This is a genomic window from Butyrivibrio sp. TB (genome assembly GCF_900110805.1).
GTDB lineage: Bacteria > Bacillota > Clostridia > Lachnospirales > Lachnospiraceae > Butyrivibrio > Butyrivibrio fibrisolvens_C.
This window is the reverse complement of the sequence record NZ_FOER01000010.1, coordinates 131711-155028: the sequence shown is the minus strand read 5'-3', so window position 1 is coordinate 155028 and position 23318 is coordinate 131711. Positions and strand designations below refer to the sequence as shown.

The 23318-nt window shown below is 39.8% G+C and carries 17 protein-coding genes and 1 pseudogene; 16 read left to right on the top strand and 2 right to left on the bottom strand.

Annotated features, from left to right (window positions below):
* The 5 genes and pseudogenes from BMX21_RS19540 to BMX21_RS08680 form a co-directional block, all read left to right on the top strand.
* Positions 1-244: pseudogene (locus BMX21_RS19540) on the top strand (group II intron reverse transcriptase/maturase); the annotation flags it as partial.
* 57 nt (positions 245-301) lie between these two features.
* On the top strand, positions 302-1375 hold the full coding sequence (locus BMX21_RS08695) for a GGDEF domain-containing protein (protein WP_143057229.1): 1074 nt from the start codon (positions 302-304) through the stop codon (positions 1373-1375).
* A gap of 345 nt (positions 1376-1720) precedes the next feature.
* Positions 1721-3412 (top strand): GspE/PulE family protein, encoded by a 1692-nt coding sequence (locus BMX21_RS08690; protein ID WP_092043417.1) that lies wholly within the window; start codon positions 1721-1723, stop codon positions 3410-3412.
* A 44-nt stretch (positions 3413-3456) separates the two neighbouring features.
* On the top strand, positions 3457-4668 hold the full coding sequence (locus tag BMX21_RS08685; protein WP_027203521.1) for a type II secretion system F family protein: 1212 nt from the start codon (positions 3457-3459) through the stop codon (positions 4666-4668).
* 286 nt (positions 4669-4954) lie between these two features.
* A complete protein-coding gene (locus tag BMX21_RS08680; protein WP_242952900.1) occupies positions 4955-5464 on the top strand; it encodes a prepilin-type N-terminal cleavage/methylation domain-containing protein in 510 nt (169 codons plus the stop codon).
* A gap of 391 nt (positions 5465-5855) precedes the next feature.
* On the opposite strand, the gene BMX21_RS08675 is transcribed toward BMX21_RS08680, so the two are convergent.
* Complete coding sequence (locus tag BMX21_RS08675) at positions 5856-7196, bottom strand: GGDEF domain-containing protein (RefSeq protein WP_092043415.1); 1341 nt, start codon at positions 7194-7196, stop codon at positions 5856-5858.
* A gap of 240 nt (positions 7197-7436) precedes the next feature.
* On the opposite strand from BMX21_RS08675, the gene BMX21_RS08670 reads away from it, so the two are divergent.
* From BMX21_RS08670 to BMX21_RS08650, 5 genes are all read left to right on the top strand, one after another.
* Entirely contained in the window at positions 7437-9803 is a 2367-nt protein-coding gene (locus BMX21_RS08670; protein WP_092043412.1) for an EAL domain-containing protein, read from the top strand.
* Between the two features lie 1001 nt (positions 9804-10804).
* Positions 10805-11128: a PilZ domain-containing protein gene (locus tag BMX21_RS08665; RefSeq protein WP_022756091.1), complete on the top strand. Its 324-nt coding sequence runs from the start codon at positions 10805-10807 to the stop codon at positions 11126-11128.
* 73 nt (positions 11129-11201) lie between these two features.
* Positions 11202-13739 (top strand): hypothetical protein, encoded by a 2538-nt coding sequence (locus tag BMX21_RS08660; RefSeq protein WP_092043409.1) that lies wholly within the window; start codon positions 11202-11204, stop codon positions 13737-13739.
* A 321-nt stretch (positions 13740-14060) separates the two neighbouring features.
* On the top strand, positions 14061-14603 hold the full coding sequence (locus BMX21_RS08655; protein ID WP_092043407.1) for a histidine phosphatase family protein: 543 nt from the start codon (positions 14061-14063) through the stop codon (positions 14601-14603).
* A 2-nt stretch (positions 14604-14605) separates the two neighbouring features.
* The gene (locus BMX21_RS08650) at positions 14606-15166 is read left to right on the top strand and encodes a hypothetical protein (protein ID WP_092043404.1); all 561 of its coding nucleotides are present in this window, start codon (positions 14606-14608) and stop codon (positions 15164-15166) included.
* Positions 15167-15197: 31 nt separating this feature from the next.
* Here BMX21_RS08650 and BMX21_RS08645 read toward each other — a convergent pair whose 3' ends face one another.
* Positions 15198-15956 (bottom strand): hypothetical protein, encoded by a 759-nt coding sequence (locus tag BMX21_RS08645; RefSeq protein ID WP_092043401.1) that lies wholly within the window; start codon positions 15954-15956, stop codon positions 15198-15200.
* A gap of 260 nt (positions 15957-16216) precedes the next feature.
* Between BMX21_RS08645 and BMX21_RS08640 the strand changes: the two genes are divergently transcribed.
* From BMX21_RS08640 to BMX21_RS08610, 6 genes are all read left to right on the top strand, one after another.
* Positions 16217-17215: an asparaginase gene (locus BMX21_RS08640; protein WP_022756095.1), complete on the top strand. Its 999-nt coding sequence runs from the start codon at positions 16217-16219 to the stop codon at positions 17213-17215.
* A 30-nt stretch (positions 17216-17245) separates the two neighbouring features.
* Complete coding sequence (locus tag BMX21_RS08635; RefSeq protein ID WP_092043399.1) at positions 17246-18388, top strand: glycerate kinase family protein; 1143 nt, start codon at positions 17246-17248, stop codon at positions 18386-18388.
* Positions 18389-18599: 211 nt separating this feature from the next.
* The gene (locus tag BMX21_RS08630) at positions 18600-18917 is read left to right on the top strand and encodes an SCP2 sterol-binding domain-containing protein (RefSeq protein ID WP_092043397.1); all 318 of its coding nucleotides are present in this window, start codon (positions 18600-18602) and stop codon (positions 18915-18917) included.
* A 77-nt stretch (positions 18918-18994) separates the two neighbouring features.
* Positions 18995-19306, top strand: coding sequence for a glutaredoxin (locus BMX21_RS08625; RefSeq protein WP_022756098.1), 312 nt, complete (start codon positions 18995-18997; stop codon positions 19304-19306).
* An 891-nt stretch (positions 19307-20197) separates the two neighbouring features.
* On the top strand, positions 20198-22357 hold the full coding sequence (locus BMX21_RS08615) for a WG repeat-containing protein (RefSeq protein ID WP_177173978.1): 2160 nt from the start codon (positions 20198-20200) through the stop codon (positions 22355-22357).
* A gap of 72 nt (positions 22358-22429) precedes the next feature.
* Positions 22430-22834 (top strand): (deoxy)nucleoside triphosphate pyrophosphohydrolase, encoded by a 405-nt coding sequence (locus BMX21_RS08610; protein ID WP_092043389.1) that lies wholly within the window; start codon positions 22430-22432, stop codon positions 22832-22834.
* The last annotated feature ends 484 nt before the right edge of the window (positions 22835-23318 follow it).

The window sequence follows — 23318 nt, the reverse complement described above, 5'->3', positions numbered from 1 at the left end:
TATAAGATTCAGGCTTCGCATGTGTATTTGGAAGCACTGGAAAACTCCAAAGAACAGGGCAAAGAACTTGATGAAGCTTAATGTGCCAAGATGGGCGGCTTTTAAAATCGCTTACAATGGCGACAGATATGCTAGACTTGCACACAATGGCTGGGTACAGAAAGCTATAAGCACAAAGAGACTAACCTCATTTGGATTAGTCTCAATGTTAGATTACTACACCGATAGGTGCGTTACTTGTTAAGTTGATTGAACCGCCGTATACGGAACCGTACGTACGGTGGTGTGAGAGGTCGGGAGATTGATTAAATCTCCCTCCTACTCGATTATGCTGTACGCACTTATAGACCTGCGACTTGTTATGGGAGATAGCTTCTACAGGACTTTCCCTAAGTTTTTTATTCTTTTTACAACAAGCCTTGGTATGATGGCCATGACATTGTCATGCTTTTTCTGGTTTTTGCATGTATATTATGGACATAATGTACTGACTAAACATCGTACTAAGAGGCAGATAATAATTGATGGCCTGATACTTCATATCCCGTTATTTATATGTCTTATATTGCTGTTCACCCCTCTTAACAGATTCCTTTTTGAATTCCGGGACTTTAAACTGATATCCAAACCTACAGTATTGTTCATACTGTCTATGGACTACATATATCTTATAGCTGCGACGATCATATCTTTAAGGCAGTGGAAGAGAGCCAGTACCAAGACTGATAAAAAGAAATATGCAATGCAGATCGTATTCATCATCTTCTTCACCATAAGCGGAGGGATAATAGGAATGATGATGGACCTGCCCGCAATCGAAGTGTGCATGCTTCCTGTTGTATTAAAACTCTTTGTAGAACTTCAGGACTCTCAGATATATACAGATGCCCTGACTAAGCTCAACAACAGAAGACGCATCACAGAATTCATCAATGAAGAGTTAATAAACTGCAGTATACAAGAGCCTCTATCAGTGATCATGGTGGATATGGATTACTTTAAGAGTATCAATGATACACTGGGGCATGACGAGGGCGATAAGGCTCTTATAGTATTGTCCAAGGCGTTAAAAAAAGTAGTAGCTCCTCAAAATGCTATTGCAGGAAGATGGGGCGGAGACGAATTCGTTATAGCAGGTAAAGCCCCCGGGCTTATAGATGGCTTCAAAGAAGCTCTGACGGGGGAACTTAGTAACATAAGTGATCTTGGATATGATCTTTATTTTAGTATAGGTACATTCAAATGTACTTCCAATGATCTGACATACGAAGAAGTGCTGGCTAAGGCCGACGAAGCCCTATATACAAAAAAGAATAAGAGAACCATGACAGCTTCCGAGTATGTCAAGAAACTCCTTGAATCTAAAGAAGGCTGAAAAAGTCCCTTATGAACGGACCGCATCCACAAAGTCTTTGCAGTGGTAATGATCTATATACTGCCTGCTCTGCAAAAATCTTGTGGATGCGGTTCATTTTTATGGGATGTTTTTAGTAAAACAACAAGAATATACGAAAAGCATTTATGAACTTCCGGTACAGGCTAATCCGAAGGGGGGCGCCTAAAATTGTACGGAAGGCTTTTTTATTTTTGCCTTGGATATGTTCAAGATTTTAGGAAGTGATGCCGATATAGATATTAGAGTTTTTTGCATTAGTCGAAAGAAAGACCTTAATAAGATTTAAGCGTAGATTCAGTCGTAATGCGGTATGGAGGATAACTCATGGCTTTCATCAGAAAGCGTATCAGGATCGGAGAATGTCTCTTAAATGAGAATTTCATAACTCAGGAAAAACTGGATGAAGCCCTTGCTCTTCAGAAAAGCAGCGGAAAAAGGCTTGGAGAACTCCTGGTTGAGAACGGCTTCGTTACGGGTGAACAGCTTGCAACAGCTTTAAGTAATCAGATGGGCCTTGGAATTGTCAACCTGCAGCTTATAGAGATTCCGGATGACATTCTTAACATGGTCCCGCCCCAGATCCTTAGAAAACACAAGGTTATACCGTTTGAATATAAACCGGGTGCTCCCAATACACTGCACCTTGCCATGTCAGACCCTATGGACACAGTAGCGATCGATGATATAGGAATCGTTACCAATCTGTCTATAGAGCCTGTACTTAGCACGTCCCAAAGCATCATGCTGGCGCTTGATAAGTATTATGGCAATACAGATCTCAAGAATGCAGCAGAGCAGTATGCCAAGGAAAGAACCCATGTACAGGAAGAGATCACTCAGGAGACTGCGGAAGTAACCAATTCGCCTATCGTACAGCTTGTTACCACCATGATAGAGTCAGCTGTGCGTCAGCGTGCATCAGATATACATATAGAGCCCGGTGCAAGGAATCTTCGTATCAGGTTCAGAATAGACGGCGCGTTGTACGAAAGAGCCAATTATAACAACAATCTTCTAGGTGCCATAGTCACCCGTATCAAGATCGTCAGCGGGATGGATATATCAGAGAAGAGGAAACCCCTTGACGGACGTATGACACAGATAGTTGATAAGCTTGAGTACGATATCCGTGTATCAACGCTTCCAACCGTATACGGAGAAAAGGTCGTAATGCGACTTGCCTCCAAACAGGCCCTTAACAGAAGTAAAGATCAGCTGGGGCTTAAGCCTGATGAGATGACAGTATTTGACAGAATTTTGTCCAATCCAAATGGAATACTTCTGGTTACAGGACCTACAGGATCCGGTAAATCAACGACCCTTTATACAGCTCTTTCAGAACTGAACAGAGAAGACGTTAACATAGTAACTGTCGAAGATCCTGTGGAAGCTAATATCAACGGCATTAATCAGGTTCAGGTCAATCCTAAGGCAGAACTTTCTTTTGCCTCAGCACTTAGATCTATCCTGCGTCAGGACCCGGATATCATCATGATAGGTGAGATAAGAGATAGAGAGACAGCTTCTATAGCGGTTCAGGCATCTATCACAGGTCACCTTGTAGTATCGACACTTCATACCAATTCGGCAGCCAGCACAGTTACAAGACTTGAAGACATGGGCCTTGAATCTTATCTTATCGCTGACTCTGTTATAGGTATCATAGCCCAGAGACTTGTAAGACGCCTGTGCCCTGACTGCAAGCAACCATATGAAGCTTCTGAGCAGGAAAAAAATCTACTGGGCGTAGACCCTGCTAAACCCCTCACCCTATACAAGAGAGTAGGATGCCCTAAATGCAGCGGTACCGGATTTGCAGGACGTACCGGTGTATATGAGATCATGGAAGTTACGCATGACCTCAAACTGATAATAGAGAGAAAAGGAACTGCAGATGAGATCAAGAATCAGGCGCTCAAGGAAGGCATGAAGACGCTCAGAATGAGTGCTACCCAATATGTTCTTGAAGGAATCACTACAGTTGATGAGATGAAGAAGGTTTCGTTTGATGTATAGCAAATATATAGAAAGTATGATGATTCTATAGGGAAAGGACTACCATGCCTTCATTTGGATATGTTGCATTTGATGCTTCGGGAAAACAAGTTAAAGGCAGTATGGACGGCGACAGCCGTGAGTATGTTCTGAGGGAACTCAAGTTAAAAGGCTTAACACCTGTCAAAGTTGAAAGTCAGAATCTTTTGACCAGAGATATAAACTTTGAAGTGGGAGGTGTTAAGACCAAAGAACTTGCTATGTTCTGTAGGCAGTTTGTGAGTATATCCAAGGCCGGAGTCCCTATCATTCAGAACATGCAGCTGTTGTCAGAACAGACTGAAAACAAGGTACTTGCGAGTGCCATCAGGGAGATGGTTACGGATATTGAAAAGGGCGAGACCCTGACAACTGCTATGGAGAAGCACAAGAAGATCTTCCCAAATCTTCTGATAACTACAGTTGGAGCCGGAGAAGCGTCAGGTAACCTTGATATGGCCTTTGAGAGAATGGCTGTTCAGCTTGAGAAAACTGCCATGGTAGAAGATATGGTCAAAAAGGCCATGGTATATCCTATCATCGTCCTTATCGTAGCAATAGGCGTAGTAGGAGTAATGCTTGTAGTCGTAATTCCGGCATATACGGACATGTTCGATCAGTTGGGAACAGAACTTCCAGCTATCACTAAATTGGTTGTACGGATGAGCGACTTCGTTATAGGGAAGTGGTATGTGATAATCGCTGTGGCAGCAGCTGTTATCATCTTCTTCAAGTGGTTTAACTCTACTCCTGTAGGCCAGCTGACACTTGGAAGACTTCAGATGAAGCTTCCGATAATAGGAGATCTGACTCAGAAAAAAGCCTGTTCTAACCTGTCACGAACTATGTCGACCCTTTTTGCATCCGGTGTAACTATAGTAGATTCACTGGATATCACAGCTAAGACTATGGACAATGTCCTATATAAGAATGCTCTTAATGAGACCAAAGATGCCGTAATAGCCGGTCAGCCTATGTCACTGGCCATTGAAAATACTAACATGTTCCCACCTATGATGTATCACATGATAAGGATAGGAGAAGAGTCCGGTTCTACAGATGAGATGCTTGAAAAGCTGGCCGAGTACTATGACCAGGAAGTAGAATCTGCAACTGCAGCTCTTATGGCAGCTATGGAACCTATGATCATCATAGTCCTTGCAGGAGTAGTAGGATTCCTTATTGCAGCTATTATGTCACCTATGGTGACCATGTATCAGTCACTTGATAATTTATAAATATAAAAACTAAATAACGTGAAAAAGTTTCCAAAATTATGTATTGACAAAATGGGGAGGTGGTAATAATATAAATCATGCGCGAAGACAAAAGAAAATGTAAATATGATTCAAATTATGATATGTACGTTTTCTATAACATGTCTTCATTCCATATTGCAGTTTGAATTTTATGAAAGACCGATACGACTGATAGTACGGGTAAGAAATGAAGAGTGCCGTGTAAAAGGAATTACGGCGGGTTTGACACCTGCGGCATGTACCAGCAGGAGAAGGAGAAAAACAAATGATCAAATTCATGCGCAACTACAAAAACAACACAGAAAACAATGAAGAAGATAACAAGGGATTTTCACTTGTTGAGCTTATTATCGTAATTGCTATCATGGCTATCTTAGTAGCTGTACTTGCACCTCAGTTCTTACAGTATGTTGAGAGATCAAGAAATTCAACAGATGCTACTAATGCTACAAGTATCGTATCTGCAGTTCAGACATATGTTGCTGATCCTAGCTATGATATCTCTTCTTGGGAAAAGAATAAGCAGGGTAAAGTTACAGTTACAAGTGAAGGATTTAAAGCTGAAGGAGACGGAGCTACTGTAGTATCAGAAGCTCTTAAGGTTGCAGGATATGATAAGGATTCTGATATTACATGTAAGAGCCGTACATCATGGACAGAGTATTCTATAACATTTACTCTTGAAGCAGATGGTTCAGTTGATATTCAGTATGGCGGCGATGATTTTGCTAACTACATGGCAAATGGCAGTGTATCTACAACTACAGGCGACTAATCCCGAATTACATCTGAATATATATTATTAATAACAAGCGAGCCTCGAAAAACGATCATTTGTTTTTCAGGGGCTCGTTTTTTATTCACTATTAAGCTGCATCCCTGAAGGTTCTACAGTAAAGCAAGTACCAAGAACAGCCAGAATATAAATAATTGCCGTGCTTTAATTGTTTTATAAAAATTCATGAGTATGATAGATGTCGCTTTTTATTCTGCAAAGGGTCCACCTGTTTGAGCGAAGCGAGTTTGGACCCTAGAATAAAAAGCTACAGATATCATGCCATGAATTTATAAAATAATTATAGCGCGGCAATTATTTATATTCTGGCTGCCCTTGGTATTTGCTTTACTGTAGAACCTTCAAGCATACTGCCCCCAATATTGCATCTTCACATCTTCCCGCTTAGTTCCAGCATCCTTGAGAAGTAGATAAGATCTGAGAAGTCAGTTTCTGAGAATCTGCAGTTGCTGTTAACACTGCTTACATACATAAGATATCCGCCATCGGGGACATTACGCATATAATAGACCACTATGATCCTGAATCCGTTAAGAAGCATGAATTCAGAGAACTTCAGATAGTTGTCTTTCTGAAGATCATACATATTGATGACCTTGATAGGATAGGTCTCGAATATAGGCTGATAGTCTGAAGGATCAAGACCTGACAGATCGATAGCAGTATCCTCGCCGCTTTGTGATAGGCCAAAACAAGAATGCCCCGTTTTCTTATCAACAAGATAGACAGCATCAAGCATATAGGTATCTATAACTTTATTAAAAGCTTCCTTAAGAGATATCTTATTATTTAGAAGAAAACCCTCCATAAGATCCATGATAAGAGCATTCTTGATACGATTCTGCATCGCCCTTTGTGTGATTGTCACAACCTCTGTATCAACTTTGGCATCGCCGTGAACAGACGGTGTGTATATGATATACCGATCACGACCTTTGGCTTTAGCTATATATAGCATCTTGTCGGCAAGCTTGAACATATCCTCATAATTGGAGGCGTCTGTTGGGAACAGGGCTCCGCCAAGAGAAGTGGTTATAGTATAGTTGTTGTCTTCGTCAGCATATTTTTCCCTGACATCATATCTTATATTCCTAAGGACATCGCGAAGTTCCGGTTCTGTATGAATCTTTTCCAGTATCATAAGAAACTCATCTCCGCCGATACGTCCGACAGCTCCTTTGTCACCGACACATTTTTTTAGTATACCTGCAACTTCGACTATAACCTCATCGCCCTTCATGTGACCATATGTGTCATTGATAGATTTGAAATTATCAATATCCATCAGGAAAAAATAAAATGGCGGAGTATTAGTCTGTTCCATCAGCCTTTTGGCATAATCCGTTATAGCACTTTTGGACAAAAGCCCTGTCATCTCGTCGTAATAGCCTTCTGCCTTGTCCATCTCAAAGGAATGAAGATCGTAGATGTCGAGCTTTATAATAGAAGCATCATGTTTGGATCTATGTACGTTCGCAGACATCCAGCACAGTCTACCATCTTGGCAGACTGTGCGAAAAGCCACAAGAGTATTGTCCCCTTTCTCAAGCGAAGAGACAGCATCTTTAAGATTATTGATATCGCTATCCTTGATAATACTCTCAATATTAAGAAGCTCTTTCCTGCCTATATATGCAAGAAAGTCATTACTGCATTTAAGAACCTGACAGTTGCTGTTTATCTCAACATAATAGCGTTTGATTCTGCTCATACTTAACTTAACCTTAATCCTTTTTTAGACAACACTTCCAATTATTATTATACACTTAAAAACGTTCATGATGTTATTAAAAAACGATAGGAAAGCATCTCGTTTGTGACCGAATTAATTAAAGCTATAGTTTATTTATAATTAGAAGACGTATATTATAATACGTGATACAATATTAATATCTATGTAGAAACGTTAATCAAGTTACCGGACAGATAACATCTTTAGCGGAGAAGATATATGGTTTTATACCTTACGAGTAGTTTCATTCCATATCAGAAGCCGGGAGAATACAAGAAGACACCTCCCGAGGAATGCTATGGATTTTTTGATGATCTGAAAAAAGAATGGCCGGAAGCTGCAAATGTTCTCTTCGTGCCGGCTGATCCCACACTTACCATAGATAATGAAAACCAGATACAACAAGTGATCGACGCCTTTGAATACAAAGATCTTAAAGTGGCAGAAGTTAAGACACTAGATGATAACTGTAATGATGCCCTCAAAGGCCTTATCGCCTGGTCTGATGTCATATATATGGGAGGCGGTCATGCGCCTACGCAGCTGGCTTTCATGAAACGTATAGGACTCAAAGATGCGCTGACAGACTATCCCGGCATAATCATAGGACTTAGTGCCGGTTCTATTAATGCTGCATATGATGTATATCTTATACCGGAACTTGAAGGCGAAGCTGCAGATCCTAACTATGTCCGCTTTACTGATGGACTCGATCTGACCAATATCGACATGATTCCTCATGCCAAGACTATGAAGGATGCAGTTATTGACGGCCTTAGATTCATAGAAGATATCGTACTTCCTGACAGTTATGGCAGGAGATTCTACCTGGTCGAAGACGGTAGCTATTTTAAATCCAAAAACGGCAAGACCAAATTCAAAGGAGTAGGACAGGTCATCGAAGACGGAACTATATCACCCCTCAAGGAAGGTCCGATCATCCCTTATATGGGCGTTATAGAACAGCCCGTTGTCAGAGCGCTTCTATCAGAAGGGTATGACATCGTTATGACTGTCAATACGACCAATGATGTCTGTGAGATATATCATCTTGATGAAAAGCTTCTTAGCGTATTTGAAGGAGCCAAGCTTACGTACAAGGATATCTTTTTCAGGATAGCTCAGAGGATAGTAGATGATGAGAGAGATGCCTTCGTCAATGAAAGCGACTTGTCTTTTATCAGAGATGAGCTTGCAGAAAGAGGCAATTTCGTACGAACGGTTCATATAGATACACCGCTTGGAAGACGTGCCAAGAATATCAGGGTCAAGGAGGTACCGGGATATCCTGACTGGCTGATGTTCCTGTTTATCGATATCACTACATCCATAGACCACGACTGGATGACGGACGAGTATACAAGAACAGGATTCATGGACAGGGCAAGGCTATTTATATCTGAATTCTCTGAGAAGGGACAGTTCTCTTTGGTATATACCAATGTCAACGGATTTAAGGCAGTCAACGAGCTGTTTGGCGACAAGAGCGGAGATCTTGTAATATTCCAGACAAGAGATGTTATTAGAAAATACCTAAAACCTGTCATAATGGGAAGACTTGAGAGCGATCACTTTGTCCTCATAACAGAAGACAAGAACCTTAATGAAGAGAATCTCAATGCCTTGTGCAATCAGGTGTTCAGAATAGAGAACAAGGAATACAACTATGAGATACGCTGCGGTATTTTTGCAATACATAATTCGAATATGAATGTGGCGCATCTTATAGCAGGAGCCAAACTTGCTGAGAAGAACATCAAGACAGGTAAAGGAAGCCTTCTCTATGCGTATTATGATGATTATATGAAGGAAAATTATGTTAAGCAGAGATTCCTTCTGGCGGATTTTGAAAGAGGGCTGTACGAGAATGAGTTTGAACCTTATTACCAGCCTATAGTAGATGCTAAGACCGGAGAGATCGTCAGCGCAGAGATGCTGATAAGATGGCACCACAAGGACTTTGGCATGGTATCTCCCGGAGATTTTATACCTGTAATAGAGTCTGAAGGTAAGATCTCAGTGCTTGATAACTTCATAGTGAACCGTGGCATGGAATTTGCAGCAAGACGATCATATCAGAAGAAAAAAGTTGTCCCATGCGCTATTAACTTATCGAGAGTTGATTTCTACGATACTTTTTTTATAGAAAGTATAATGGAGAGAATCAAAGATCTTAACATAGACCCGTCTATGATCAGATTTGAAGTTACAGAATCAGCATATACGGATCTTGAAGTTAAGGCTATGGAGTATCTTAATAACATGCAGGCCAATGGTATACGTATCCTTCTGGACGACTATGGCAGTGGTATGAGTTCTCTGTCCATGCTTGAAGATTTCAATTTCGATATCATCAAGCTGGATCTGGGATTTATCAGAAAGATAGGTATTAATGAAAAGGCAGAATCCATAATCATAACGACGATAGGTCTTGCCCATATGATAGGTGCTACGGTTACTGCAGAGGGTGTTGAGACCAAAGAGCAGCTTGATTTCCTTAAAAGCTACGACTGCGACTACATACAAGGCTACTATTTCTATAAACCGATGCCTGAAAAAGAATTTGAAGAAGTATTGGATAAATAGATAAAACTACCCACTTGGACAGGCCGGCATCCCCAAAGTCTTTACTGGGGCAGGCAGTATATATATCATTGCCAAGCTGTTAATAGTTTTATAATTCATGGCATGATAGCTGGAGCTTTCCATTCTGGGGTCCAAACTCGCTTCGCTCAGACATGTGGACCCCGGGCAGAATGAAAATCTCCATCTATCACGCTCATGAATTTAATAAAACTATTAAAAGCATGGCAATGATATATATACTGCCTGCCCCAGTAAAGACTTTGGGGATGCCGGCCTGTCTAAGTGGGAAGTTTTAGAAATCAAATACAAATATGCGATTCCCATCAGATGGTTAGAGGCTGATGGGATTTTTTATTGCTTTTGGAAGAAGATTATAATAGCTGTTTTTTAGGGAAAGGTTTATTTGTGGAAAATAATTTTTGGAAGTTGAGATTTTAATAAAGTGATTCAAACTTCGCATTTGCCAAACATACGCCAGCCCTTTGAGGCAGTGCCGATGCGGATAGTTTATAATGCATTTTCATATCTTTTGAAGGTGTTATAAAATTCAGGAGCATGAGAGCTGGATTTTTATATTCTTCTTAGGGTCTGCATTTCTGAGCGAAGCGAGTTTCAGACCCTAGAATATAAAAATCCAGATATCATGCCCTGAATTATAACACCTTCAAGATATGAAAATGCATTATAAACTATCCGCATCGGCACTGCCTCAAGGGCTGGCGTATGTTTGGCTAGTGCGAAGTTTGAGTACATAAGAAATCTTTTATTAGACAAGAAACGCTATTTTTTAAAAAAAAATTTTGGCGGAATAATACGCGGTGCTGTGGAAACTGAATTTTTAAAATGGGTACAATCATAGGAAAACGCTGGAATCGCAAAATAATTAAAAAAGCTAATAAAATTCATCACAAACTATGATATTATTACAAAATCGAGCCGAAATATGATTAAACAAGCAGAGGATAATATGTTTGATGGTGAATGTTTGGAGGTATGGATTGATGATTGAAGAAAGAAGACAGTTAAGTCGAGTTGATTATGAAAGTAAAAGTGTAATAGTACTTCCGGATTCAGCTGAAAAATATATTGGAACCACAAAAAATATCTCTCCGCTTGGTATAGCGATATTAGTTCCAAAAGACACTCCTTCTCTTCTAGGGCAGAGCGTGATCATAGTAGCAGAGACGCTGATCATGTACGCAGATGCAGTACGAGAGGAAGATGCCGATGACGGTAAGAGGTTAGTGGCCTTCACAGCTAAAAGGTTCACACAGGATGTGCTCGAATATCTGTTCGAACACATATCACCTCAGGATGCCAAGTGAGATGTAAGTAACAACTATTCTCTTCATAATGACAAAGTTTCATTATGCCGCCAATTATGAAAGGAGAGACACTATGATGAAGAACAAGAAGGATAACAAAATTATTTTCGCTTTGACTGTAGGCATCTCTACAATGATGGCCTTAAATACAGGGATCACTGCTTATGCAGAAAGTGAAGATGCTGTAGCCGATGCTAATACTCCAAATGAAACTGTAGAGCAGAACGTAGAAGCTCCCGCGTCCGAAGTTCAGGAATCTGCACAGCAGGTTGTAGAGCAGGTACAGGAGACTACAGAAGCAGTTGATACAGCAGCATCAAGCGCAGAAGAGATGATGACTCAGATGAGCGAGACAGTTACTCCTGATGATGGCGGCACTATCGCTTCTCCTGCAGTTGAAAATCTTGCAGAAGAAGTAGCACAGGCTCAGGAAGATCAGCTTGTAGAGAATATCCAGGAAGCTTCTGAGACAGTTGAAGAAGTCAGCACACAGGTTGAGGAAGCAGCAGTATATGATACAACTGCAAATGAAGCAGCAGTAGAGACAGTAGAAGCTGTCAATGAAGTTGTAACTACAGCTGATAACATGGCAGGTCTTGTAGAAGATACAAATGCCAAGGCAGATGAACTTGTTGAAACAATTGAAAATACTGATGACAAAGACGTGGCACGAGATACATATACAGAACTTGAGACTCTTGTAGCTCAGACTCAGGAAACAGTAGATCAGCAGCAGGCGTACATCGATGAGATGACACAGCAGTATGATGACGCTAAGCAAGCGCTCCTTGAAGCAGAAGCTAAGTATGAAGAAGCTGTAAATGCAGCAGAAGGAAACGTAGAAGAAGCAGAAAATGCACTTGCCAATGCACAGGAAACTGTAGAAAATATCGAAAGTGCTCTTGAAGAAGCACAGAACAAGCTTGATTATGAGAAGGCAGCAGCAGATGCTATCAATAATGCAACACTTAAATGTGATTGGGCTTCTCAGAGAGCTTATCTAAAGCTTCTGGTAGTTAATTATATCATTCCTCAGATGGAAGTAGAGATGATAGACCCTGATACAGTAGTTGTTGATAGACCGGATTCTTTCGATACACAGGATTACAATTATTACTCTTTTACCTACACAGATTCTCAGGGCAATGAAGTTACAAGATTCTTCAATTACGACCGTGCTGACAAGAAGCTTTCCAAAAACAGATATAGCAATCTTGGAACCAGCGAGCAGATCGTAGTATATGAGAAGTCTCAAGATGAGATCGAAGCTAATAATCATCTCTTCGATTATTATGACGGAGCATCTTTTACCAGAAATGAATTAACGAGCATGGCTAATTCAGGCCAATTAGATGTATTCGTATATGAGGATGCTGATAATAACAAGACATACTGGGTAAGAGAAGAGCTGAATGCTGCTATAGAAAGAGGCGACGTAGTACAGACTCCTGATGGATATGTATTTACGCAGGAAAATGAAGAGCTGGCAGGAACTGTAGTTACAGAAGTAGTACAGGCAGCTAACAGCAAAGTTCGCGGCGGTGAATATATAATCGATACATCCAATGCTCCTGACCTTGAAACATTCCTTGCAAATGCAGATGCTACAGCAGATCAGTATCAGGCACTTAGCTCAGTAGTAACTGACACTAAAGAAGCTGTAGAGTCGGCCCAGGATGAAGTAGACGAGCTCAAAGGAGCTATAGGAACACTTAAAAATAAACATGGCAATCCTGTTCTCAAAGCAGTAGATGCTCTTGGCGTAAACGATGTGGCAACATATCTTGGAATCGAAGTAACACAGGATCAGGCAGATGTCCTTAACAACATGACAGTTCGTGAAACTATAGCATACCTTGATGCAATGCTTGCAGGAGCAAATGCAAAAGTAGAAGAGGCTACAGCTACACTTAATACTCTTAATGAAAAGCTTGATGAGATAGCACTTAGCCTTACAGGAGATGAAGCTATAGTAGCAGATGCAATTCCTGGTACAGAAGCTCCAAGTGCAGAAACAGCAGGAACTGAAGTGGTTATAGAAGAAGTAGCAGTACCGATGGCAGCAGATGTGATCGCAGAAGATGTAATACCTGCAACACCAGCAGCACCTTCAGATGAGGCTGTTGCAGTAGCTATGACAGCTATAGCACCTTCTGATGAAACTCTTACAGCAGATAACATGGCAGTAGCAGATGCAGAAACCGCAGCACAGGAAGTAACAATAGACCAGGCAGCACTTGAGATGATAGCTATGACTCCTGTTACAGAAACATCGGTTATAGGAGACGCACAGCTAATTGGAGGAGCTACTACAATAGAAGATGGCGAAGCTATACTTGCAGCAGGTATAGAGATGCCTCAGATCGAAGATCTTAACTCTATCGAAGCCGCTATAGAAGAGACACAGACAGCACAGGCGCAAATTTCAGATACAGTAGTACCAAGAGCACCTAAGATCATAGACGACGAAGCAAGTGCTAAGACAGCATTCCCTACAACTCAGAATACTCAGAAGAAAGATCTGTTCTGGTGGTGGCTGTTGATCCTCGCAGGAGCTATAGCAGGATCCAGAGACGTATCTGAAAAGGTTAAAAGAGTCAATGAAAGGTAATATAAGATAGCAAAAGATCATAGAAGCTTATACATCCCCCGATAAAAAAGTAAACACACAAGGCAAACAGAATCTGCCGCGTGGCCCCTAGGCCGGCGGCAGATTCTGCGTTATTTAAAAGAAATTGCCGATAGACATAAAGAGGATCACAGCTTCATAGATTTAGAGATCTCAAAATTCCCACTTGGACGGTGCAGTATCACCAAAGTGCGAAGTCAGTTATAAATTAGTAAAGCATCCTTCTGAACATCCTGGTTGTAAGTATAAGGCGGGCTGTGGTATGCTCATTAAATACAAAGCAAAGCTTTACAGGGAGGATCAATGGATCATTTTTATTTTATAAGACACGGCGAAACTGTCTGGAATGTTGAGAACAAGATATGCGGAGCTACGGATATTGAACTGACTCAAAAAGGGCATGAGCAGGCAATCGAGACCGGTAGGAAGATTCTTGAAATGGGAATAAAGGCAGATATAATACTTACATCACCTTTAGTTCGTGCCAAGGAGACTGCAAGGCATATATCAGAAATAACAGGAATCCCTATGGAAGTTGAGCCAAGACTCAAAGAGCAGAACTTTGGCAAGTATGAATCAACTCCAAGAGACGGCAAGGAGTTTCATGAAGCCAAAAAAGACATGGCGAGCAGGTTTGGAACAGGCGAATCAATGCTTCATCTTGCCCAAAGGATCTATAATCTCCTTGATGATATCAAAGAAGGAGACAGGGAAGTGATACTGGTAGCTCATAACGGGATAACCAGAATGGTCGAATCATACTTCCGCGAGATGAGTAATGAAGAGTTTTCATCATGTGGAATAAAAAACTGCGAAATAAAAAGATATGATTTCGGAGAAAACTGAAAATGTATTTCGAACCTGTAGAAGTATCGCTTGATGAGAACTGCCTGTCAGATCTCATCAGACGATACCATTTTAATGATAATGATAAAAAAGATATAGTGCGTCTCTACAAACAGCTTTATCCACGGGTGCATGCCATCTTCCATTATGTGATCGAAAAAGGTAGCATATATGTCATAGCCAGCCTTGGAAGAGGAATTGACAGCCTTCAGGACAGCTTCCTTAAAAAAGGAGATATCCAAAAGGCATATATCATTGATTGTCTTGGAATACAGCTTCTTGATAAAGCTTATGAGGGCATAGATGACAGAATTCATGAACTGACAGGCATGTATGTTGGAGATTACACCTTTGTGGGAGATGAGAGACTTCCGCTGCAGACTATGCCTGATATCATGCGAAAGCTAGGTCAGAAGAAGATAAGATACAATAATGCATATGTTCTGACACCCAAAAAGAGCGTTCTGTTCAAGGCAGACCTAAGCAAAGATAAGGTTCACAAAAAAGGCATGTGCAGTATGTGTGGCAATAAGGACTGCGTTAATAGAAGTTGTCAGGTTTGATGCTATGCATGATGGGGATTTCTTTATATCATCATTTCTTTTTGACTTTATAGTCCGGTCTTGACGAGATGCATTTATTATAGAAATCGATTTTAGAATTATATCCAAATACGAAACTGTTGCCAAGAACGATAGAAGGGTTTTCATTCCATGTCTTGAAGTCGGATTGGACGCTGCCATCAGACATCAGCATTATATTGGTAAAATAAAATGCTGGATAAGCTTCTACTGTTTCAACATCGCCGTTTTTAAGAGTTCTCCCCCATGTGACATGATATGCATAATAGAGCAAGTTAGTATCATCATTTTTATTACACAAAAGGTATACTCCTATGCACTCCGGCTCGCCAACCATTGCGATGGTGTCCATAGTAGATAGATATATTGAAGATACTGCGTCTAAAGCCGTATCTTCAAAGCTGTTAAAGGTGTCTTCAGGGATTTCGGATAGTTTTGAAACATAACCTATTTCGTATATATTGGTACTAGCTTCTGTTCCGGTTGGATTCTCACTATCAGAGAAGTTCATAGCCTGGGTTTTGGAATTAAAACAATAGTAATATATTAATAAGGCACATATGATACCGATAAGTATCCAGGAGACGAGCTTTTGTTTTTTCTGACCTTTGAAGTCTTGAGCAGGTGCCTTTGGTTTCGAAATCTTTGTATCTTCAGGATCATACTCTACAGTTAATAGAGTATCACAGTATTTGCAACGCACTATCTTTCTATTGGTCTTAATAATATCTGATCTGCCGCAGCTAGGGCATATGAACTCTTCTGATCTCATGTAAATCTCCGGTAATGATTTTGGGGCAATAACTATAGTACCACAAAAATAGCAGAGAAGAAGAGAAGAATTTAATATTTGTTGTATATTTATTGTATATCTGATTTCTTACATCGTTCGATAAAAGCTTCAGGCAGATTTTTTATAAGAAACTCAACCTACTAAGTATTTAGTGGTTTGAATAAGAAATGTATTTTTAAAAATCTATAGAATATGATAAAGTCAAGTAAATAGATAAGAAGAATCAAGAAGGATGATCTATGAGTAGAAAAATACTAATAATAAATACAGGCGGTACCCTGTCTTCTGTTATGAAGAAAAACGGGCTTATCCCCGGACTGTCTATACATGATATGCAAAAAGAGCTTCAGATGGTGTCAGGAGACACTGACATAGAGATTGAAGATTTCTGCTCTGTGGACAGTGCTAATATTTTCCCGGAAGACTGGTGTGAACTTGCTAAGAGGATCAGTGAATGTAGGAATGATTATGACGGAATCGTAGTAATACATGGAACTGATACACTTGCATATACCTCATCCATGCTTTCATTCATGCTACGGAATATCAATATCCCTGTAGTTATCACAGGTTCGCAGCTGTCCATAACTAACCCTGTGGCTGATGCCATGGAGAATTGCAGATGTGCTATCCATATGGCAGCCAGTAGGATCCCTGGAGTATTTGTGGCATTCAACAGGAAGGTTATATTAGGATGCAGAGCCTCCAAAGTAAGGTCGCTTAGTTTCGATGCCTTTGAGAGTATCAATTATCCTAATATAGCAACCATCAGTTCTCTTGGTATGAAGATCGAGACAGCAGCTGTTCCTGAGCGAACAGGAATATTCAAGCTATCCAACACGTATTCTGATAAGGTCTGCATGCTCAAGATGTTCCCGGGTATCCATAGAAGTCTTATCGAATCCATCGCGGGTCAGGGCTATAAAGGCTTATATATCGAAGCTTACGGAATCGGAGGTATGCCATTTATAAAGCATGATTTTATAGGAGCACTTGATAAGGTCATACAGGAAGGCATGACCGTGGTAGTAGGTACCCAGTGCAGATACGAAGGCACCAAGATGGATGTATACGAGACCGGCAAAAGAGCTATGGCAATAGGCGCTCTCGAAGCTCGTGATATGACAAGCGAAGCCGCGCTTACAAAGCTTATGTGGATCTTGGGAATGACTGAGGACGTCAAGGAAATCCGTGACTATTACTCCATCAATATGGCAGGTGAGATGGCTAAGATTTAAAAAATAAAAAAGAAAACCGGGATACGGCCTATGAAAATAGTAGCAGCAATCGATTCATTTAAAGGAAGTATATCATCCCTTGAAGCAGGTTATGCGGTTTCAAGCGGCTTTAGAAGTGTAAATAATAGTGCAGAAGTAGTAGTATGTCCTCTTGCTGATGGCGGAGAAGGTACAGTAGAAGCTCTTGCAGAGGGCATGAATGGACGGCTTTATACGATAACAGTCACAGGTCCTTTGGGAATACCTGTAAGCTGTACTTATGCGGTGATAGAAGAGACAATGACCGCAGTTATAGAGATGAGCGGAGCCGCCGGCATCACATTAATACCAAAGGATGATCTTGATCCGCTTCATGCAACTACATATGGCGTGGGGGAAGTGATCATAGATGCGATAGATAAGGGCTGTCGCAGATTCATAATAGGAATAGGAGGCAGCGCTACCAATGATGGCGGAGTAGGGATGCTCCAGGCGCTGGGATATGGACTCCTTGATGAAAAAGGAGATCAGATCCCTCGAGGTGCGATCGGCCTAAAAGATCTTAAGACCATTGATGAAGATGGCGTCATCTCTGAGCTTAAGGAATGTCAGTTTATGATCGCCTGCGACGTGACCAATCCTCTATGCGGTCCTAATGGCTGCAGCGTGATCTATGGCCCTCAGAAGGGTGCAACACCTTCCATGATCGAGGACATGGATAGATGGCTAAGCCGCTATGCATCAATATGTCGTGATATTAAAGAAAATGCAGACCCGCAATATCCCGGTACAGGGGCAGCAGGTGGAATGGGATATGCCTTCAAGACATTTACAAATGCGACATTAAAGCCAGGTATAGACATAGTCATAGAAGAAACCAGACTTGAAGACTATATACAAGATGCCGACCTTGTAGTGACCGGCGAAGGAATGCTTGACCATCAGACAGCAATGGGCAAGGCTCCTATAGGAGTAGCCAGGCTTGCCAAGAAATACAACAAGAAAGTAATAGCATTCGCAGGTGCGGTAAAAATGGACGCTGAAGAGTGCAATAAAAAAGGAATAGATGCTTTCTTCCCGATAGTAAGAGGTATAACAACTCTTGAAGAAGCCATGAATCCTCAGAATGCCAAGGATAACCTGACAGCAACAGCCAAGCAGGTAATGAGGCTTATAATGGCATATTATTACTGAAATGTGATATTGTTCCTAGCAATGTTTCATAATGGTATTAACCATGTTAGTACCGCTAGCCAAGGGCGGTAGAATGGAGATTGTTATGAATGGTCGGTATATTCCATGGCTTTTCATCATAGTATAATACAAGTGTGGCAGGAAAGGACGCTGAAGTATATAATAGATATACATGTTTGGGTATAGTAACTATACAAGGGGGTAACATAAAATGAATCTTGAAACTGTTATATCTAAGGTGCGTAAGCTGGCTGCAGATGCGGATGTATCTAATGTTGATTTTCTGGCGGTACAGGTTACATTGACGGATTGTGATCCGGGGATGTTCTATGTTGAGGTTAAGGATCATAAGGTGAATGTAGAGCCTTATGATTATCATGACAGGAATTGTGCCATATCCATGAAGTCTGATGATTTTGATAAGCTTATATCGGGTAAACTTGATCCGGTGGCGGCATTTACTGTTGGTAAGCTCAAGGTCGACGGAGATATTGGTAAGGCACTGGAGTTTTCAAATCTGCTAAAATGATTCTTTTTCTCTCGCAACATGAGGTTAAAGATGTATGAAAATGGAACTGCAGCTATGATTGCGTTAAGGAGGTATATATGATCAAGATTTATGGAATGCCAACTTGCCCGTATTGTGATTTTGTACACGAACAGATCAAGGGTAGAGAAGATGAATTCCAGTATATAAATATTGGTGAGAATATTCGTAATATGAGCGCTTTTACAAGGCTACGTGATACCAATCCTGTGTTTGATCATTGCAAAGAGATTGGAGATGTAGGAATTCCTGCCTTTGTATTTGAAGATGGCAGGGTATCGATCGATCCAGCAGATGCAGGACTTGTTGAGTATGGGTCTCCGGATGCCTGCTCTATAGACGATCATAAGAGTGGCAGAAAAGGCTGCTGATACAAAAAGAAGCTTAGATAAGACGTCAGGCTCCTGGTATGGTAAATTAATTATCACTATATCAGGAGCTTTTGTCATGGCATAACGTAAAGTTGTAAAAAGCAGAAAGCTACGCTAGAATATAATGGTTTTATTTATTTAAGTTTTAATGTGAGGACAGGATTTATAACAATGCAACAAAAGAATAATCGAATAGGTCTAATAATCTCTAATGTGGTATCTAAGTGTATTTCACTAATCTATGCCATATACATTCCAATTAGTTTTGTTTTGTACACATATCTCAGTATCACGGATAAGGGAAGCGTGTTGTACGGCTACATAATAGATATAGTAAGGATAATTGTTATCCTTCTTTTTGCGTATAATGTGCTATATGTATTCAGGGCAGATGAAAAGCGTATAAAGTCCAGCAAGTTTTTTATAGTCTACGCAGGTATTTGTTTACTGGAATTTGTTTTTACAGTGTGTATGCATGGCAAGTACAACTATGGGGGAAATTTTCTATTAGTAGCATATAGTTTATTTTTTTTAGTTGAATTTTTGACTGAATCATTGGCTTTATATGTAATGATCAATAAAACTGGTGGAGCATTAAAAGACTGTTTGTTTTTTTGTAATTTAATGGTCGCTCTTTTTTTATTTTTGAAAATACTTGAAATAAATATAGATATAAATGGTCTCGGCATATATATTGTTATTCTTTTTGCCTTCGCAGTTATTTGTATATTAATATGGCAAATTATAAGGTTATATTACTTGATACGCTATGTAGTGCAGAAAAACTGAGGTTAAAATATGAGTCAGATAAAAAAACAATTATTGGTAAATATAATAATATCGGTTTTTTTTATTATCGCAGCATTTATAATGGGCAGATTTCTGCTATATATGAATTCCTTTGATGCTGGAGAAGAAAGATACATACTTGATAGGGAAGGGAATATTATTGCTTCTATTTCAAGCGCTACTCCTTTGGATACAGAGAATTATCCCAATATAGGATATACTTATTCGAATCATTGGAAAGAAGGAAGTGAATTATACAGAGTTGTAAATGGTAGTTATGATATAGACTCCGATGAAAATAGTATACCTGAAAATATGTCAAATGCAGGATACATACGCTCTTTTTGGGATGATTTCTATTATAATTCCCCTAAGAAAGATGTTATATACCAGATGGCAAAGAAAAATAGTTTTAAATCAGAGGTGGTTGATAATAGATCCTTCGGTATGGATGATGGAAAGCTGTTTTTATTTGACATAAAAACAGGTAGATATGGGATAGCTGATATACGCGGGAATTGGATTCTATCCCCGGAGTACCAGGGAATAGATGTCAGTTATGCAGACAAGGGAATCATAATAGTTAACAAAGGATCATATTACCGGAGAGAATTAGGAGTAATTGATCTTGATTATAATATACTGATCGAACCTGATTACGAATATATTGAACTTAAAGATGACTTTATTTTTGCTCATAGTTTTGAAGGCTACACATGCTTTTATTCATTATATGACTATGAAGGAAATGCAATAATAGGGCCGTATTACGGTAATATCGATTTTAAAGATGACTTTATGATTGTAGAAATAGATGATACAGATGGCTCTGATTATGTTGATCCAGAGGATAAACGTTATGGAATATATAATTATAAGGGGCAGGAGCTTCTTGAGCCGGTATATACAAGTATCTCGGTAGAAAAACAAGTTCGGAGAATTGTAGTAGAAGATAAAGAATCTAATTATAGACTTCTTGACTTTGAGCTTAATGATATTCTTGGAGCTTCTTACAAATCCATAAAGCTTGTAAATCAGGAAGAAGATAATGATATGCCATATATTTTCGTAATAGAAGATCAGAATGGTAAGTATTATTTCTGTGATCCGGATGGAAAATTGCTATCGGATAATAGTTATGACTATTTGGAAGATATAGATGGTTCGGGTGATTTTTATATTGCAAAAACTAATGACAAATACGGAGTAATTGATTGCTTTGGTAATATCCGGCTTGATTTCAAATATTCTGAACTTGAATCACAGCATTATGATCAAGGATACATGATTGCCGTATTAGATGATCAATATGGTGTTATTGATATATGCGGAGAGACTTTGATTGATTTTAATTATAAAAAAATCTTAAGACATAACATGTATACTAAAGAGATGGGTGATAAATACATAGTCATTACGAATGATAACAGGACTGGTGTTGTAACTAAGAATGGTGAAAATGTTATTGAGCCGCAGAACTATAGGTTATATGAAGGCATAAAGGATAATTATGATAAAGGATCTTATCGATATGCTTCTGATGAAGATATGCTGTATTTCGAATTTGCCAATAATATGTGGGTTGTCCTAAAGCCGGATAGCCTCCCGGAAGAATTCCATTTTGGTAGTTTGGAATATCTTGGAGGAGACCTTTTCTTGGGCAAGAATTATGTAGACTATAAAGAGAAAGATTATGTTATAGATGCAAGTGGAAATATCATTAAGGAATTCAATGACTTTTTATATAATGTGGAGGTAGCAACGGTTTACGACAAAACACTCCTGGTAATGCTCGAAAACAATCATCTGACTATTATGTATGATGGAAGTACAGTGGGAGAGATTAATGATACAGTTAACTTCGCGCATATAAATAATAATATGATCGAAGTAAGTATTGATGGAATGAGTGGTTCCAAGGTATATAACTACAAAGGCGAATACCTTGGAATTACTGATTCTGATATAAGTATGGAGATAGTAGCTGTTAAGGATGAGGTATCAGGATTGTATGGACTTTATGATCAGGACTGTAATCTGTTACTTGACTTTGAATATGAATATATTGAAGTGTTACGTTCCGATAACTACAATAAGTTAGAAAAAGGCGAAGTTATGGTTGCTGTAAAGACTACAGATGGGAAATACGGAATTGTCGATGCCAAAGGTAACTGGATATATGAACCTCAATTTGAACTGGCATCTACGTCAAATGGAGTTATTCAAGTGACTTTAAGTAAAGGGCAGGAGATCATAAAATAACTATCTAACTAATCTAGAAAAAACGATATTATGCAACTAAGTTGAAAGAAAAGGCAGGAGACACAGTAGTATATGAAAACAGTAAACGTCGTCGCAGCTATCATCTGCGATGATTATGATAATATATCCAGAATATTTGCAACACAACGAGGCTACGGCGAGTTCAAGGATGGCTGGGAATTCCCCGGAGGCAAGATAGAAGAAGGAGAGACTCCCGAAGAAGCTATTGTTCGTGAAATCAAAGAAGAACTTGGCGCAACAATAAAAGTTCACAAACTTGCCTGCGTAGTAGACCACGACTACGACACCTTCCATCTCCACATGAGTTGCTTCTATGTGGCAGTAGCTGAGGGCGAATTATCCCTCCTAGAGCACGAAGCTGCCAAGTGGCTTCCCTTAGATGAGCTCTACAGCGTATCCTGGCTCCCTGCAGATTTAAAAGTGGTAGATGAAATATGTAAACACATAGATCACTGATATATAAATAAGTTTACCAACATTCGGATTTGCCGGCGAGGGCTGTTTATAAATAGTTTTAGCATCTTTGAGAGTTTTATTTGCAGACTTCCCACTTGGACGGGCCGGCATCCCCAAAGTCTTTGCAGGGGCAGGCAGTATATAAATCATTTCCACGCTTTTTAATTGTTTTATAGAATTCATGAGCGTGATAGCTGTGGTTTTTTATTCTGCCAGGGGTCCACCTGTCTGAGCGAAGCGAGTTTGGACCCCAGAATAAAAAGCTACAGATATCATGCCATGAATTCATAAAGCGATTAACAGCGTGGAAATGATTTATATACTGCCTGCCCCTGTAAAGACTTTGGGGATGCCGGCCCGTCCAAGTGGGAAGTCTGCAAATAAAACTATCAAGATGCTAAAACTATTACTAAACATCCCTCGCCGGCAAATCCGAATGCAGCGATAACCTAAATACATACGAAATCTCCCCCATAACCTACAG

What these genes read in the sequence shown, in the direction of transcription:
- BMX21_RS08690 (WP_092043417.1), top strand. Translation starts at nt 1,721, where the DNA reads ATGGCTTTCATCAGAAAGCGTATCAGGATCGGAGAATGTCTCTTAAAT.
- BMX21_RS08685 (WP_027203521.1), top strand. Translation starts at nt 3,457, where the DNA reads ATGCCTTCATTTGGATATGTTGCATTTGATGCTTCGGGAAAACAAGTT.
- BMX21_RS08680 (WP_242952900.1), top strand. Translation starts at nt 4,955, where the DNA reads ATGATCAAATTCATGCGCAACTACAAAAACAACACAGAAAACAATGAA.
- BMX21_RS08675 (WP_092043415.1), bottom strand. Translation starts at nt 7,196, where the DNA reads ATGAGCAGAATCAAACGCTATTATGTTGAGATAAACAGCAACTGTCAG.
- BMX21_RS08670 (WP_092043412.1), top strand. Translation starts at nt 7,437, where the DNA reads ATGGTTTTATACCTTACGAGTAGTTTCATTCCATATCAGAAGCCGGGA.
- BMX21_RS08665 (WP_022756091.1), top strand. Translation starts at nt 10,805, where the DNA reads ATGATTGAAGAAAGAAGACAGTTAAGTCGAGTTGATTATGAAAGTAAA.
- BMX21_RS08660 (WP_092043409.1), top strand. Translation starts at nt 11,202, where the DNA reads ATGATGAAGAACAAGAAGGATAACAAAATTATTTTCGCTTTGACTGTA.
- BMX21_RS08655 (WP_092043407.1), top strand. Translation starts at nt 14,061, where the DNA reads ATGGATCATTTTTATTTTATAAGACACGGCGAAACTGTCTGGAATGTT.
- BMX21_RS08650 (WP_092043404.1), top strand. Translation starts at nt 14,606, where the DNA reads ATGTATTTCGAACCTGTAGAAGTATCGCTTGATGAGAACTGCCTGTCA.
- BMX21_RS08645 (WP_092043401.1), bottom strand. Translation starts at nt 15,956, where the DNA reads ATGAGATCAGAAGAGTTCATATGCCCTAGCTGCGGCAGATCAGATATT.
- BMX21_RS08640 (WP_022756095.1), top strand. Translation starts at nt 16,217, where the DNA reads ATGAGTAGAAAAATACTAATAATAAATACAGGCGGTACCCTGTCTTCT.
- BMX21_RS08635 (WP_092043399.1), top strand. Translation starts at nt 17,246, where the DNA reads ATGAAAATAGTAGCAGCAATCGATTCATTTAAAGGAAGTATATCATCC.
- BMX21_RS08630 (WP_092043397.1), top strand. Translation starts at nt 18,600, where the DNA reads ATGAATCTTGAAACTGTTATATCTAAGGTGCGTAAGCTGGCTGCAGAT.
- BMX21_RS08625 (WP_022756098.1), top strand. Translation starts at nt 18,995, where the DNA reads ATGATCAAGATTTATGGAATGCCAACTTGCCCGTATTGTGATTTTGTA.
- BMX21_RS08615 (WP_177173978.1), top strand. Translation starts at nt 20,198, where the DNA reads ATGAATTCCTTTGATGCTGGAGAAGAAAGATACATACTTGATAGGGAA.
- BMX21_RS08610 (WP_092043389.1), top strand. Translation starts at nt 22,430, where the DNA reads ATGAAAACAGTAAACGTCGTCGCAGCTATCATCTGCGATGATTATGAT.